Origin of the sequence: Hafnia sp., from assembly GCF_036648275.1 — a bacterium.
GTDB classification, from domain to species: domain Bacteria; phylum Pseudomonadota; class Gammaproteobacteria; order Enterobacterales; family Enterobacteriaceae; genus Hafnia; species Hafnia alvei.
Genome location: NZ_JAVXIQ010000012.1, coordinates 1 through 16,472 on the forward strand (window position 1 = coordinate 1; position 16,472 = coordinate 16,472).

The window sequence follows — 16,472 nt, forward strand, 5'->3', positions numbered from 1 at the left end:
AAGACTGGGGTTTTTTGCTATGGGGAATTTGAAAAATTTACCAAATAAATAACCGCTAACGCGGCTATTTCCCACCCAACATCACAAAAAACTCTGCAAGTGACCGATGATTTTTTCATTGGTTAGTTGGCTATTGAAGTCTTTATTTAACCAATATATAACAATTAACTTACATTGAAGCGAGTGGCGACACGACCACCGCACACTTTTACCTCTGTAGGGATATTGTTATGGCAGATACCACCCCGTCGCTGACGGAACGACAACCTGACGATCATGATACGCGTAAGCGTATATTGGCGATTGTTGGTGCATCATCAGGCAACCTCGTCGAATGGTTCGATTTTTACGTATATTCGTTTTGTGCGTTGTATTTTGCTCCCGTATTCTTCCCTAGTGGAGATTCCACTACTCAACTCCTACAAACCGCTGGCGTGTTTGCCGCAGGTTTTCTCATGCGCCCAATCGGTGGGTGGATGTTTGGCTATATTGCAGACAAACATGGCCGTCGGACATCAATGATGATTTCGGTCTGCATGATGTGTTGCGGATCGTTAGTAATCGCTTGCCTCCCAACGTATGCCGCAATAGGGAATTGGGCCCCGGCACTCCTATTACTTGCTAGATTATTCCAGGGGCTCTCCGTCGGCGGTGAGTATGGAACCAGTGCCACCTACATGAGTGAAGTTGCGGTAGAGGGTAAGCGCGGATTTTATGCATCGTTTCAATATGTCACGCTGATTGGCGGCCAACTGCTAGCCCTGCTGGTTTTAGTGGTCTTACAACAGACGCTGAGCACCGAAGAGCTACGCTCGTGGGGCTGGCGAGTCCCGTTTGTGCTTGGTGCGTTATTAGCGGTAGTTGCACTTTATCTGCGCCGTTCACTGCATGAGACATCAACTAAAGAAACCAGAACGCGTAAGGATGCGGGGACGTTGTCTGGATTATGGAATAACAAGAAAGCTTTTCTGATGGTGCTGGGTTTTACCGCGGGGGGCTCGCTGAGCTTCTATACGTTTACAACCTATATGCAGAAATATCTGGTCAACACCGCAGGTATGGATGCCAAAATGGCGAGTGGAATAATGACGGCTGCCTTGTTCGTCTTTATGTTGTTACAGCCTATTTTTGGCGGATTGTCAGATAAAGTTGGGCGTCGAAACTCAATGATCGCTTTTGGCGCTTTGGCTTCGTTGCTGACGGTACCCATACTCACGACGCTACAAGATGTGACGAATCCCTATCTTGCCTTTGTCCTCATTGTTGCTGCGCTAACGATTGTGAGCTTGTACACCTCAATCGGTGGACTGCTGAAGGCAGAAATGTTCCCGCCAGAGGTTCGTGCGTTAGGCGTTGGTCTTTCCTATGCCGTTGGTAATGCCTTGTTTGGTGGCTCGGCAGAATATGTTGCTCTATCGATGAAAGCGGCTGGCATTGAAACGGCCTTCTTCTGGTACGTTTCAGGTATGTGTTTTATGGCGATGCTGGTTTCATTGCTATTACATAAAAAGGGTCAAGAAATCAGGATGTAAGCATTACTGCTCGCAAAATGCAGGATGAAAGATTTTCAACTTCATCCTGCATGCTGTACAAGCTGGTGAAAACTCGTTATCGTCAGGCATCTAGAAGTCTAAACGTTTATATGGATGCTTTCTTAACAGAGTCTAGGAGCTAGCGATTATGCCAATCAGGGTGCCAGATGAATTACCTGCCGTAAGCTTTTTGCGGAATGAAAATGTCTTTGTCATGCCCTCTTCACGAGCGGCAACACAGGAGATCCGCCCGCTTAAAGTTTTGGTACTCAATCTGATGCCTAAAAAGATCGAGACGGAAAATCAATTTCTTCGATTACTTTCCAATTCGCCTCTGCAAATTGACATACAGTTGCTGCGCATTGATAGCCGTGAGTCAAAAAATACGCCAGCCGAGCATCTGGATAATTTCTACTGTAATTTCGAAGACATTAAAGACCAGAATTTTGATGGGCTGATTGTCACAGGTGCACCTCTCGGCCTGGTCGATTTTTGTGACGTAGCGTATTGGCCGCAGATTGAACAAATTGTTCACTGGGCTAAAGAGCATGTGACCTCTACGCTGTTTGTATGCTGGGCGGTTCAGGCTGCCTTAAACGTTCTCTATGGCATTCCTAAACTGACGCGTGAAACCAAGCTATCAGGTGTTTATCATCATCAAACGTTACAGCCGTTAGCGCTTTTGACCCGCGGTTTTGATGAGACTTTCTTGGCTCCGCATTCTCGCTATGCTGACTTCCCAACGGATGTGCTGCGAGAATATAGCGATCTCGATATTTTGGCTGAGTCTGAGCAGGCAGGTGCTTACCTATTTGCGACCAAAGATAAGCGAATGGCTTTTGTGACGGGGCATCCTGAGTATGATGCGCATACTTTGTCGGGAGAGTATTTCCGCGATGTTGCGGCTGGCTTATCTCCAGATGTACCTGTGAATTACTTCCCCGATGACAACCCTGAACATAGTCCCAAAGCGTCATGGCGTAGCCATGGGCACTTACTGTTTACTAACTGGTTGAACTACTATGTTTACCAGATAACGCCGTTTGACCTGCGTTATATGAACCCTACGCTGGAATAAGGCTACCTCACTAAGTATTTCCAACCTTTCCCTCGATGCTGCTGAATATCTGTTTAGCAGCATCCTCAAATTTTGTCTCCCCCTCAATTCTTTTTCTTAATTAACAGCCTATTGTATTTAAACAATCTAATGGAACCGGTTTTCTTCTTATTGTTATCAATATATTCATCTATCCATATGAAATTTAAAGAATATAAAAATAATTATAATAAAAATGGAAATTGTTTTTGATTTTAGTGAATCACTGTCTACGCTTTAATCTGTTGGTACGAAATTTAGTCGCTGATGAGAAGTGCAAAAGTGAGCTAAATGACAGGAGTGGGGTTCTGGTTGTACCCCTAGCAGAGGGCGGAGACAAACATATGACACAACAGATCGTTGATACTGAGCTGGAATTTACCCAGCAATTTGGCAATCAGGAGCAGCAGGTTCTTACCGAAGAGGCTATTGAGTTTTTAACTGACTTAGTCGCTCGATTTGCACCTCAACGCAAGCAGTTACTTGCTGCTCGTCAGGTGCAACAACAAAAAATAGATCGTGGTGAGCTGCCAGATTTTATTTCGGAAACTAATTCCATTAAAAATTCCGATTGGAAAATTCGCGGTATCCCTCGCGATCTCCAAGACCGTCGCGTTGAAATCACGGGGCCGGTCGAACGCAAAATGGTGATTAATGCGCTTAATGCGAACGTTAAAGTTTTTATGGCCGATTTTGAGGATTCACTTGCTCCAAACTGGAACAAGGTGATTGAGGGCCAAATTAACCTGCGTGATGCGGTGAATGGCACGATTAGCTTCACCAATGAAGCAGGAAAAATCTACCAGCTAAAACCGAATCCTGCGGTGCTGATTGCTCGTGTGCGTGGACTCCATCTGCCAGAAAAACATGTGACGTGGCAGGGTGAGTCTATCCCCGGTGGGCTGTTTGATTTTGCGCTCTACTTCTTCCACAACTACCAAGCACTCTTGGAAAAAGGCAGCGGTCCTTATTTCTATCTACCTAAAACGGAGTCTTACCATGAGACTGCGTGGTGGAGTGAGATCTTCAGCTTTACCGAAGATCGTTTTGATCTACCACGTGGAACAATTAAGGCCACTGTATTGATCGAAACCCTGCCTGCGGTATTCCAGATGGATGAGATCTTACATAGCCTGCGCGATCACATCGTTGGTTTGAACTGCGGTCGCTGGGATTACATCTTTAGCTATATCAAAACGCTGAAAAACCATAGCGACCGCGTTTTACCCGACCGTCAGTCCGTGACGATGGAAAAACCATTCTTAAGTGCTTATTCACGTTTGTTGATCAAAACCTGCCACAGACGCGGCGCTTTTGCGATGGGCGGAATGGCGGCATTTATCCCTAGCAAAGACGCTGAGCGCAATGCATGGGTGATGGATAAAGTCCGCGCAGATAAAGAGCTTGAAGCGAATAACGGCCATGACGGTACTTGGGTTGCACACCCTGGCTTAGCAGATGAAGTGATGCAGGTTTTTGGCCGCGTGCTGGGTGAGCGCAGTAATCAGCTTGAGGTAACGCGTTTACAGGATGAGCCAATCACCGCAGCGCAACTGTTGGAGCCTTGCCCTGGTGAACGCACCGAAGAGGGGATGCGTGCCAATATTCGCGTTGCTGTTCAATACATTGAGGCTTGGATTTCGGGTAATGGCTGCGTGCCCATCTACGGCTTGATGGAGGATGCGGCTACGGCGGAGATCTCTCGTACATCAATCTGGCAGTGGATCCACCACGGGAAAACGCTGAGCAATGGCCAGCAGGTGACTCCAGATCTGTTCCGTCAGTTACTGAAAGAAGAAATGCAGGTTATTCGTCAAGAGCTTGGTGATACACGTTTCGACAGCGGTCGTTTTATTGAGGCTGCCAGTCTGATGGAACGTATTACAACCAGCAGTGAGCTGATCGATTTCCTGACACTACCAGGTTATGAACTGTTGAATTAAGCACGAAAACTAACCCTACACCGAAACCATAAAATAGAGAAAAAAGCCAAGGAGCGCTTGCCATGTCTACCTCACGTAATCAGCAAATTCAGCAGTTGGAACAGGATTGGAAAACTAACCCGCGTTGGGAGGGCATTACTCGTCCTTACAGCGCAAATGACGTGGTTAATCTGCGTGGTTCGGTGAATCCAGAATGTACTTTAGCGCAAAAGGGCGCAGCTAAACTTTGGGAACTGCTGCATGGCGGTTCACGCAAAGGCTATGTTAACTGCCTCGGTGCATTAACCGGTGGTCAGGCATTACAGCAGGCAAAAGCCGGTGTCGAAGCCATTTATCTCTCTGGCTGGCAGGTGGCGGCGGATGCCAACTTGGCATCCAGCATGTATCCGGATCAATCGCTGTATCCTGTTAATTCAGTGCCAGCGGTAGTTGAACGTATCAATAATTCATTCCGTCGCGCAGACCAAATCCAATGGTCGAACGGCGTGGAGCCGGGTGATAGCAAATTTACCGATTACTTCTTACCGATTGTTGCCGACGCTGAAGCCGGTTTTGGTGGCGTATTGAATGCGTTTGAATTAATGAAATCGATGATTGAAGCGGGTGCTGGCGGAGTTCACTTCGAAGACCAACTGGCATCGGTGAAAAAATGCGGCCATATGGGCGGCAAAGTACTGGTTCCTACGCAGGAAGCGATTCAAAAATTAGTCGCCGCGCGTTTAGCCGCAGACGTATTGGGTGTTCCAACTCTGGTGATTGCCCGTACCGATGCCGATGCTGCCGATCTGATCACATCAGATTGCGATAGCTACGACAGTGCTTTTGTCACCGGTGAGCGTACCGTTGAAGGCTTTTTCCGTACTCATGCGGGCATCGAGCAGGCTATCAGCCGTGGCCTCGCCTACGCGCCTTATGCCGATTTAGTCTGGTGCGAAACGTCTACGCCAGACTTAGAGGCGGCGAAGCGCTTTGCGGATGCGATTCACGCTCAGTATCCGGGCAAGCTGCTGGCTTATAACTGTTCACCGTCCTTTAACTGGAAAAAGAACCTCGACGATCAGACTATCGCGCGCTTCCAAGATGAGCTTTCTGCGATGGGCTATAAATACCAGTTCATCACGCTGGCAGGCATTCACAGCATGTGGTTCAACATGTTCGATCTGGCGCACGCGTACGCCAATGGAGAGGGCATGAAACATTACGTTGAGAAAGTGCAGGAGCGTGAATTTGCGGCACAAAAACAGGGTTATACCTTTGCCTCTCATCAACAGGAAGTGGGCACCGGATACTTTGATAAAGTGACGAATGTGATTCAGGGCGGCACATCATCGGTAACGGCTTTGACCGGATCTACCGAAGAGCAGCAGTTCTAAAAACGCGGGTAAGCATGAACGCTAAAACGGGCAGGGCAATGCGCTCTGCCCGTTTTGTCTGAGAGTCAGCGAGGTGACCGAGATGGCTATTGGTATGGAACAACTGATTGCGCAGACGATCTTGCAGGGCTTTGATGCTCAGTATGGTCGTTTTCTCGAAGTGACCGCTGGAGCCCAACAGCGCTTTGAGAAAGCTAACTGGGGCGCTGTTCAGCTGGCGATGAAAAAACGTATTCACCTTTACGATCATCATGTGGGGCTGGTGGTGGAGCAGCTACGCAGGATGACGGGGCCTTTGTGCCATGATGCTGAATTCTTGGCTCGAGTGAAGACGGTCTACACCGACATGCTGCCTGAATATCCGCGTTTTGAAATTGCCGAAAGTTTTTTTAACTCCGTGTACTGTCGCTTATTCAATCATCGTGAGCTCACCCCAGATAAGCTATTTGTTTTTAGCTCACAGCCTGAACGTCATTGGCGCGAATTTCCCCGCCCATTAGCCAGAACCTTTAAGCCTGAGGCGGGTTGGCATGCGCTAATCAATGATTTACTCGGTGAACTCCCACTTCGATTACCGTGGGAAGATCGCGCCCGCGATGTGGACTATATCGTCAGCCATTTAGAAAGTACCTTTGGTGAAAATACGCTGAATCACAGCCGCCTACAGGTAGCCAATGAGCTGTTTTATCGCAATAAAGCGGCTTGGCTGGTGGGGAAACTGCACACGCCAGAAGGCACTTACCCCTTTCTGCTGCCGATTCATCATAACGAACAAGGTGCGCTGTTTGTCGATACCTGCTTAACGCGTTTAGATGAGGCCAGCATTGTTTTTGGTTTCGCTCGTTCGTACTTCATGGTGTATGCACCTTTGCCCGCCGCGCTGGTTGACTGGCTGCGCGAGATTTTACCGGGGAAAACAACCGCTGAGCTATATATGGCGATTGGCTGCCAAAAGCATGGGAAAACTGAATATTACCGCGAGTATTTAAAGCATCTTGCAGAATCCAAAGAGCAATTCATTATTGCTCCAGGCATTCGAGGAATGGTGATGCTGGTTTTCACTCTGCCTTCGTTTGACCGCGTATTTAAGATCATCAAAGATAAGTTTGCGCCGCAAAAAGAGGTCGATCCTGCACGGGTTCAAGCCTGCTACCAGCTGGTTAAGGAACACGATCGCGTTGGACGCATGGCTGATACTCAAGAATATGAAAACTTTGTGATTGAGAAGTGGCGAATCAGCCCTGAGCTGATGGCGGAATTACAAAGGGAAGTTCCTGAGAAACTGGAAGATTTAGGCGATCGTATCGTGATCCGTCATCTGTATATTGAGCGTCGCATGATTCCGCTCAATATTTATCTGGAGCAGGCCGATGAGCGCCAGTTACATGACGCAATTGAAGAATATGGCAATGCGATCAAGCAGCTGGCAGCGGCGAACATTTTCCCCGGCGATATGCTGTTTAAAAACTTTGGCGTGACCCGACATGGGCGAGTGGTGTTTTATGATTATGACGAAATTTGTTATATGACCGAGGTTAACTTCCGCGATATTCCACCGCCACGTTATCCCGAAGACGAAATGGCTAGCGAGCCATGGTATAGCGTGTCGCCTAACGATGTATTCCCTGAAGAATTTCAGCATTTTTTATGTGGTGATGTGCGTATCAGAACGTTGTTTGCCGAAATGCACGGTGATTTATTTACTGCAAACTATTGGCGTAGTTTGCAGCAGCGGATCAGCAATGGTGTGGTTGATGATGTCTTTGCCTATCGACGCAAGCGCCGATTTGCACAGCGTTAATCAGTTTGGGCTGCGCAATGTGCAAGGCACCGTAATGTGCTTGCCGGGCTGTGGCGAGTTTTGCAGGGAGAGTAACTGTTGTACCGCCATTCGTCCGCCTTCGGCATAGCCTAAGTCGACTGAAAAGGTTTTGGGATACAAGAACTCTAGCAGCGAGTTATTCCCCATACCGCAGACGATTACATCGTTTTTCGACCGCTCCTGTAAGTACTTACTTACGCCGAGAGCAATGGTATCTGACGCGCAGATGATTGCGGTAGTATCCTCAGAGATAACCTGCTGAGCCAACTGATATCCACTCTGAAAGGTAAGCTCTCCGAGCGCGGCACAAGGCGCTATCTGGTGCTTTTTGCAGAGCGCGTGATAGGTGTCGTAACGACGTCCGCCCGTGGTGGCATCTGAAAGTTTGACCCCAACGAAAGCGATATGCTGATGTTTTTTGGCGATTAGCGCGTTCATCAGCAAGGTGACTGCGCCGCTATCGTCATAACGTACCGAGGTCAGCTGTTCATACTCCCATGCCAGAACAACGATCTTCTCCCGCCACGGCAGCAGCATCGATTCATCCAGACCGGTAAAGCCGAACAGCAAAATGCCATCAACGTGGCGACGCGATAGAACGGTTAAATGTTCCCGCACTCGTTCTGGCTCAAACTGGCTTTCTAACAAAATAGGATCGTAGCCTTGGGCATACAACAGGGGAAGCATGGCGCGCACGGCCTGATTTTCAGCATTGGAATCTAGACGCGAAACAATAATGGCGACGACTTTATCCGTTTGGCCGCGCATGGCTCGAGCCGATTTTGATGGGGCAAAGTTATGTTGATTGATGATCTCTTCTATCCGCGCACGCGTTTCAGGCTTAACGCCTGATTCTTTATTGATTACGCGGGAGACAGTGGATTTTCCCACGCCGCTGAGGCGAGCAATATCTTTAATCGTCAATCGTTCGGACATAACGTAACGCCACGCAGAGTCAGTGATAAGAATGCTATTGTTGTGGGTAAAAGCCACTAAGGCAAGTCCCAGTCATGAACTTTACCGTGGCTCATTCAGGGGACGATGGGAGTGATAACAGGCCAATCTTAAATATCCCTCTCTTTTACGCGTGCAAATGCGTATAATCGCCGCCCTGATATTGATGCTTTGTTAACCACCCGAATCGTTAACGGCACAACGTAATGCAGTTCCGCTTCAGCGCAAACTTCCCCAGATAAATAGAAAAGAGTGATGTCATGAGTAGTATCAGCCTGATCCAGCCAGAACGTGATTTGTTCTCCTACACGCCCTATTGGGCAGAGTGCTACGGCACGGCCCCGTTCTTACCGATGTCGCGTGAGGAAATGGATACTCTCGGCTGGGATAGCTGTGACGTCATTCTCGTTACCGGTGATGCTTACGTTGACCATCCAAGTTTTGGGATGGCAATCGTTGGTCGTATGCTGGAAGCTCAGGGTTTTCGCGTGGGGATCATTGCGCAACCGGACTGGACCAGCAAAGCGGATTTCATGCGTTTGGGGAAACCGAACCTGTTTTATGGCGTCACCGCCGGTAACATGGATTCGATGATTAACCGCTATACCGCCGATCGCAAACTGCGTCACGACGATGCCTACACGCCAAACAATGAAAGCGGCAAACGCCCAGATCGTGCAACGCTGGTTTATACCCAACGCTGCAAAGAAGCGTTCAGCGATGTTCCGGTGATTTTAGGTGGGATTGAAGCCAGCCTGCGCCGTATTGCTCATTACGACTATTGGTCTGATACCGTGCGCCGTTCGGTGCTGGTGGACTCTAAAGCCGATATGCTGATGTATGGCAACGGCGAACGTCCACTGGTTGAAGTGGCACATCGTTTAGCCTCAGGTGAGCCGATTGCTAGCATTATCGACGTGCGTAATACCGCGGTCATGCGCAAAGAGGCGTTGCCGGGCTGGAGCGGCGTGGACTCCACGCGCTTAGACAAACCGGGTCGTATCGAACCGATTCCCAACCCTTACGGCGACGATTTGGCCTGTGCGCCAGATGCCGATAAGAAGAAAGACGATAGCGTACAAACCATCACCGTGCGTGCGCCGAAGCCTAAGCCGTGGGAAAAAACCTACGTGCTGCTGCCGTCTTATGAAAAAGTTAAAAATGACAAAGTGCTGTACGCACACACATCACGCATTTTGCATCATGAAACCAACCCCGGCTGCGCGCGCGCTTTGATGCAAAAACATGGCGATCGCTATATTTGGATTAACCCTCCGGCGATCCCATTGAGCACGGAAGAAATGGACAGCGTGTTTGCGCTGCCTTACCAGCGTGTTCCTCATCCAGTCTACGGCAGCGCCCGAATTCCTGCCTATGAGATGATCCGTTTCTCCATCAACATCATGCGCGGTTGCTACGGCGGCTGCTCATTCTGTTCGATTACCGAACATGAAGGCCGTATTATTCAGAGCCGTTCAGAAGACTCAATCATTCGAGAAATCGAAGAGATCCGTGACAAAGTCCCTGGCTTTACCGGCGTGATTTCCGATTTAGGTGGCCCAACGGCCAACATGTATATGTTGCGCTGCCAGTCACCGCGTGCTGAGCAAACTTGCCGCCGTGCATCCTGTGTTTACCCTGAGATTTGTCAGCACATGGACACCAACCATGAGCCGACCATCAAGCTGTATCGTCGTGCGCGCGATCTGGACGGCGTGAAGAAAATCCTCATTGCCTCTGGGGTTCGTTATGATCTGGCGGTTGAAGATCCGCGTTATATCAAAGAGCTGGCAACCCATCACGTGGGGGGCTACCTGAAGATTGCGCCAGAGCATACCGAAGAAGGGCCACTGTCTAAGATGATGAAGCCGGGCATGGGAAGTTATCATCGCTTTAAAGAGCTGTTTGATACTTATTCCAAGCAGGCTGGCAAAGAACAGTATTTGATCCCGTATTTCATTTCAGCCCATCCGGGAACGCGAGATGAGGATATGGTCAACTTAGCGCTATGGCTGAAGAAAAACCGTTTCCGTTTGGATCAGGTGCAAAACTTCTATCCGTCGCCGTTGGCGAATTCCACCACGATGTACCACACGGGTAAAAACCCGCTGGGTAAAGTCGATTATAAAAGCGAAGACGTTGTGGTGCCGAAAGGCGATCGCCAGCGCCGCTTACACAAAGCGCTGCTGCGCTATCACGATCCAGCTAACTGGCCGCTGATCCGTGGTGCGTTGGAAGAGATGGGTATGAAGCATTTGATCGGCTCACGCCGTGAATGCTTAGTACCGGCTCCAACGCTTGAAGAACAGCGCGAAGCGCGTCGTGGATACCAGAAAAATATGCGTCCAGCGATGACTAAGCATACCGGTGCGCCGGCGAAGCCTGAACAGCGCGGTGCGAAACCTAAAACGATTCGCGGTGAAGCGCCATCAGCGGAGCGCAATGGAAAAGTACATGATAAGGCTTCTCCGATGGGCAAGCCTGTTAAAGGCAAGCCACAAGCGGCTAAACCAATGGCACATACGCCAGCAGGGAAACCCGCTGCGAAGCCATCAGGGCGTAAGGCACCTCGAGTGACCAAAGGTAAATAACGATAAAAAATCCCCGTGCGGTGTTACGCAGTTCGTTTAAAAGCACCGCTCGTTTAAAAGATCGAGATACACGGGTCTACCACACCGCGGGGCGCTCCGGCGGCTTACGCCGCTACGACCCCATCGGTGTGCTCCCCCTAAAATCGAGCTTTGGTGAGCGGCGTTACCGCACCGCGGGGATTTTTTAGCGATTAATCAAAGCTTTTCAAACGTATCAGGATCAGGGCCCAGACGTTTACCGCTATCGAGCTTAGCAATCAGGCTCAGCTCATCTTTATCCAATCGAAAATCAAATACCCCAAAGTTTTCCTGAATGCGTTTTGGCGTGACGGATTTAGGGATCACAATCAATCCCGAATCCAAGTGCCAGCGAATAACAATCTGAGCCGGAGTTTTCTCATATTTCCGCGCCAGTTTATGAATGATTTCAGTATCAAAAACGCCTTCACCGCCTTGCGCCAGCGGGCTCCAAGACTCGGTGGCAATGTGATGTGTGGCATTCCATGCGTGCATGGGTTTTTGCTGCATCAAAGGATGAAGCTCAATCTGGTTCACGGTGGGTGAAACGCCCGTTTCATCGATCAGGCGCTGTAGGTGTGGAATATTAAAATTACACACGCCGATGCTCTTGATCAGCCCTTGATTCTTGAGTTCAATCAAAGATTTCCATGCGGTGACGTATTTATCCTGTGCAGGAGCAGGCCAATGAATCAGATACAGATCGATGTAATCCAACCGCAGCTTTTTCAGGCTTTCTTCCAGCGCCTTCGCTGCATTATCTTGGTCTGTGTTCCATAATTTAGTGGTGATGAAAAGCTCATCGCGAGCAATTGACGAGTTTGCTAACGCTTTGCCGACGCCTTCTTCATTAGCATAAATGGCCGCAGTATCGATTGAGCGATACCCTGTCTCTAACGCCGTTTCGATAGCGGTGATGACTTGCTCATTCGAGGCCTGCCATACGCCTAAACCGAGCTGTGGCATAGTATTTCCGTCGCTCAGCTTGATAAGAGGTTGTGTGGACATCGTTTTCTCCTTCAGTTGGAGAGGCCAAACAGCAGCCCCATCCGTTCCATACCCGTCATACTTCAAGCTGCATTTTTGTTGGCTGCGCTTAACTTGCCTCCTCAAGGCAACTCAAATTATTTTGGGCATGATGAAACATATCCTTTAAGCCTAGCCCAAAAAGATCGGTATGGACTAAGTAATTGGCTATAGCTTTCTGACATGCGACAAGGTTATTGTGTTGTTAAAGCCATTTTTACCCCCGTGATTTCAAGGAGAGCACCCGTGTTTCAGCATGTAGACGCCTATGCAGGCGATCCGATTCTCTCGCTGATGGATACCTACAAACAGGATCCTCGAGCCGATAAAGTTAATCTCAGTATCGGTCTGTACTATGACGAAAAGGGAACTATTCCTCAGTTGAAAGCCGTTGCTGCTGCGGAAGAAATCCTGAATGCTCGCGAGGGTGCTGCGTCGTTGTATCTGCCGATGGAAGGATTGGCGCCGTACCGTAGTGCGATCCAAAGCCTATTGTTCGGTGATACACATCCGATGGTTGCTCAAAAGCGAATTGCTACGGTGCAAACCATTGGTGGTTCCGGTGCGCTGAAAGTTGGGGCTGACTTTTTAAAACATTATTTCCCTGATTCTGAGGTGTGGGTCAGCGATCCAACGTGGGAAAACCATATTGCGATCTTCTCGGGTGCGGGTTTCAAAGTGCATCAGTACCCTTATTTCGACCCTGAAACGCTGGGTGTGAACTTTGATGCGATGCTCAACACGCTCAATCAGTTGCCTGCGCGTAGCATTGTGTTAATGCATCCTTGCTGTCACAACCCAACGGGCTCAGATCTCAGCAATGAGCAATGGGATCGCGTGATTGAAATTGCAAAAGCGCGTGAACTGATTCCATTCCTCGATATTGCTTATCAAGGTTTTGGTGCAGGTATGGAAGAGGACGCCTATGCTATCCGCGCCATGGCGCAGGCAGAGTTGCCTTGCCTCGTGAGTAACTCGTTTTCGAAAATTTTCTCGCTCTACGGTGAACGCGTTGGTGGGCTATCCGTCGTGTGTGAAAGCGAAGAAGCAGCAAGTCGGGTATTAGGCCAGTTAAAAGCGACCGTGCGTCGCATTTACTCCAGCCCGCCTAACTTTGGCGCACAGGTTGTGGCAACGGTGCTTAACGATCCGAAGCTTAAAGCCTTATGGCTAGAAGAAGTTGAAAGTATGCGCCTGCGCATTATCGAAATGCGCCGCACGCTGGTGGATGGTTTGAAAACCGTATTACCACAGCGCAACTTTGACTATCTGATGTCGCAGCGCGGCATGTTTAGCTATACCGGCCTCAGCGCTCAGCAGGTAGATCGGCTGCGCGCAGAGTTTGGCGTATATCTGATCGCCAGCGGTCGCATGTGCGTAGCGGGAATGAATCACGCTAATGCGCAGCGCGTTGCCCAGTCATTTGCTGCCGTTTAATTCCTATCGTTAATGAAGCTCCCGATATTTTCGGGAGCTTTTTTATTTCTTATCTCCAGCAGAGTCCCACGGAAAACAGCGATGCCGACTGTGAGACAGATCTCGTTGTAATTTAAATAGCAGATACTGATGGATCACTCAAAATCGATAATGAGTGTCCATGCAAACAAAAGTTAGCACTTTATAAGAAAAGTCCCATCTCTATGATTTTTAATATTTATTAAAAGGATAAAATTCTGCATTATTTTTAATGATTTGTTTTTGTGGTTATTAGGTTTAAATCGAGTAGCTGATAGCTTGATATTGCTCACAAAATAATGAATGAAAACACATTCATTCTAATTACGATCGCCTTCCCAATTCCATCTTAAACTTCTAAATCCCACTTTACTGTTTTTCAATGGCAGATTAAAACAAACGCATGTTTAAAAACAAACAAGTGTCCAATATGACTAGCCGAGAAAAGCAGATATTGCAGCTTCTGAGACGTGATCCTTTGATCCCACAGCAGGAAATTGCCGATGTTTTAGGTATTAGCCGCTCTGGTGTAGCAGGACATATTATGAACTTAATGAAGAAAGGATATATAAAAGGAAAAGGATATATATTGTCTGAGCACAGCTATGTTGTCACCGTGGGTTCTACGAATATGGATGTTTGTGGCTACTCATCCTCTAAATTAGTTTATGAAGATTCCAATCCAGGGAAAATAAAATGTACTCCCGGCGGCGTCGGCAGAAATATAGCGCAAAACATCGCCTTGTTAGGTCGAGAATGCCACTTAATATCCGTGGTGGGCGATGATTTTTACGGTGACACATTATTAGAACAAGCTAAATTAGCCGGTGTTCATATTGATAGTTTCCATAAACTACATGGTGAAAGCACGTCGACCTATGTCTCGTTATTAGACGAAGGCGGTGAAATGCTGGTTGCGATTAATGATATGCGCATTTTAGAAAAACTGACGCCCGCATTATTAGCAACGTCAAAGGATCTTATTCAGCATGCCGGCGTATTGATCGTTGACTGCAATCTTACCGAAGATGCTTTGGCATGGTTATTTAGCCATGCAGGCAGCGTTCCAATATTTGTTGATACTGTATCTGCATTTAAAGCACCCAAAATCCGAAATTGGCTATCACATATTCATACCCTGAAGCCTAATCGCCTTGAGGCCGAAATCCTCAGTGGAATGACGATTACGGGCCCAAAAGATGCGCCTAAAGCGGCTAAATGGTTCCATGAACAAGGCGTACAGCGAATTGCGCTTAGCATGGGCGCGGCCGGTGTTTTTTACAGTGAGATTGATGGGCAAAGCGGCTGGTCGAGTCCTCTGCCAGTTAACATCGTCAATGTGACGGGGGCTGGCGATGCCATGATGGCCGGGCTGGCTAGCTGTTGGCTTGAAGATATGACGCTTGCCGAAAGTATCCGTTTTGCGCAGGGATGTTCCGCGTTAACCCTTTCCTCTGAATTTACTAATAACCCTAATCTGTCGAATGGCAGTGTTCAAAAACTGTTGGAATTACAATCATGAAAAATAACATTATGACCAATGAGTATCTGGATATTTCGCCGGAAGTTGCTGAGGCACTAGCCAATAACCGCCCAGTTGTGGCTTTAGAATCTACCATTATTTCCCATGGTATGCCTTACCCACAAAATGTCGAAACGGCATTGGAGGTTGAGCAGCAAATCCGTGAAAATGGTGCAGTACCTGCGACGATTGCGATTATTAACGGCCGTATGAAAGCCGGCTTATCCCGCGAAGAGATTGAGCTGCTCGGCAAAGAAGGTCACAACGTGGCAAAAGTGAGCCGCCGTGACTTGCCATTTATTGTTGCAGCAGGCAAAAACGGTGCAACAACCGTGGCTTCGACCATGATTATTGCTGAAATGGCCGGCATTCATGTCTTTGCCACTGGCGGTATCGGCGGGGTTCATCGCGGTGCTGAACAAACATTTGATATCTCTGCTGATTTACAAGAACTAGCAAAAACTAACGTGGCCGTGATCTGTGCTGGGGCCAAATCGATTCTGGATTTAGGGTTAACCACGGAATATCTTGAGACGCACGGTGTGCCGTTGATTGGCTATCAAACTCAGGTTCTACCCGCATTTTTCTGCCGTACTAGTCCGTTCTCCGTCAGCATTCAATTAGATGAGCCTGAGCAGATAGCGAAGGCAATGGCGACCAAGTGGCAGTCTGGTTTGGATGGTGGAATGGTGATTGCTAATCCGATCCCTGAACAATTCGCGATGCCTGAAGCTAAAATCAATGCGGCGATTGAGCAAGCCGTTCAGGAGGCGGTTGAACAGGGCGTTCATGGGAAAGATAGTACGCCATTCCTGCTGGCGAGAGTGGCTGAACTTACGGGGGGCGATAGCCTGCACTCCAATATCCAATTGGTATTTAATAATGCCAAACTAGCCGCTCAGATTGCATGTTGCTACCAGGAGACCGCAGCATAAAAATAGCGTTACTCCTTAAGTTTTATCCTGATATTAACAACTAAATAAAACGCCAACCTGAAAGGTGGATGGGCTTTTACGCTTATCCTCTTTCAGGTATATATCCATCATACTTCAAACTGTATTTTGTTGGTTACGTTCGTGCACCCGAATCACTTACTTGAGTAAGCTCATCGGGATTTACTTACTTTCCGCCTCAATGCAA

11 protein-coding genes are annotated in these 16,472 nt (G+C 48.3%); 9 read left to right on the forward strand and 2 right to left on the reverse strand.

Annotated elements, in window-relative coordinates; all coding sequences use genetic code 11:
- Nucleotides 1-230 precede the first annotated feature (230 nt).
- From RSC70_RS12235 to aceK, 5 genes are all read left to right on the forward strand, one after another.
- Nucleotides 231-1,532 carry an MFS family transporter gene (locus RSC70_RS12235; protein WP_282807906.1) on the forward strand — a complete coding sequence of 434 codons (1,302 nt, stop codon included), beginning with the start codon at nt 231-233 and terminating at the stop codon, nt 1,530-1,532.
- Nucleotides 1,533-1,680: 148 nt separating this feature from the next.
- Entirely contained in the window at nt 1,681-2,610 is a 930-nt protein-coding gene (gene metA, locus RSC70_RS12240) for a homoserine O-acetyltransferase MetA (protein WP_040045575.1), read from the forward strand.
- A 362-nt stretch (nt 2,611-2,972) separates the two neighbouring features.
- Entirely contained in the window at nt 2,973-4,571 is a 1,599-nt protein-coding gene (gene aceB / locus RSC70_RS12245) for a malate synthase A (protein ID WP_332542561.1), read from the forward strand.
- A 62-nt stretch (nt 4,572-4,633) separates the two neighbouring features.
- Nucleotides 4,634-5,944, forward strand: coding sequence for an isocitrate lyase (aceA, locus tag RSC70_RS12250; RefSeq protein WP_282807904.1), 1,311 nt, complete (start codon nt 4,634-4,636; stop codon nt 5,942-5,944).
- Between the two features lie 82 nt (nt 5,945-6,026).
- A complete protein-coding gene (gene aceK, locus RSC70_RS12255; RefSeq protein WP_282807903.1) occupies nt 6,027-7,745 on the forward strand; it encodes a bifunctional isocitrate dehydrogenase kinase/phosphatase in 1,719 nt (572 codons plus the stop codon).
- Here the strand turns inward: aceK and treR are convergent, their stop codons facing one another.
- Complete coding sequence (gene treR, locus RSC70_RS12260; protein WP_282807902.1) at nt 7,746-8,702, reverse strand: trehalose operon repressor TreR; 957 nt, start codon at nt 8,700-8,702, stop codon at nt 7,746-7,748.
- A gap of 278 nt (nt 8,703-8,980) precedes the next feature.
- Between treR and RSC70_RS12265 the strand changes: the two genes are divergently transcribed.
- Nucleotides 8,981-11,311, forward strand: a complete 2,331-nt coding sequence (locus tag RSC70_RS12265; RefSeq protein ID WP_332542563.1) for a YgiQ family radical SAM protein — start codon at nt 8,981-8,983, stop codon at nt 11,309-11,311.
- Between the two features lie 195 nt (nt 11,312-11,506).
- Here RSC70_RS12265 and dkgA read toward each other — a convergent pair whose 3' ends face one another.
- Entirely contained in the window at nt 11,507-12,337 is an 831-nt protein-coding gene (dkgA, locus tag RSC70_RS12270) for a 2,5-didehydrogluconate reductase DkgA (protein WP_063586296.1), read from the reverse strand.
- A gap of 264 nt (nt 12,338-12,601) precedes the next feature.
- Here dkgA and RSC70_RS12275 point away from each other — a divergent pair, with 264 nt between their 5' ends.
- From RSC70_RS12275 to RSC70_RS12285, 3 genes are all read left to right on the forward strand, one after another.
- On the forward strand, nt 12,602-13,792 hold the full coding sequence (locus RSC70_RS12275) for an amino acid aminotransferase (RefSeq protein ID WP_130933931.1): 1,191 nt from the start codon (nt 12,602-12,604) through the stop codon (nt 13,790-13,792).
- Between the two features lie 421 nt (nt 13,793-14,213).
- Complete coding sequence (locus tag RSC70_RS12280) at nt 14,214-15,332, forward strand: PfkB family carbohydrate kinase (RefSeq protein ID WP_063586298.1); 1,119 nt, start codon at nt 14,214-14,216, stop codon at nt 15,330-15,332.
- Nucleotides 15,329-16,267, forward strand: a complete 939-nt coding sequence (locus tag RSC70_RS12285) for a pseudouridine-5'-phosphate glycosidase (RefSeq protein ID WP_332542565.1) — start codon at nt 15,329-15,331, stop codon at nt 16,265-16,267. The genes RSC70_RS12280 and RSC70_RS12285 overlap by 4 nt, the downstream gene beginning before the upstream one ends.
- The last annotated feature ends 205 nt before the right edge of the window (nt 16,268-16,472 follow it).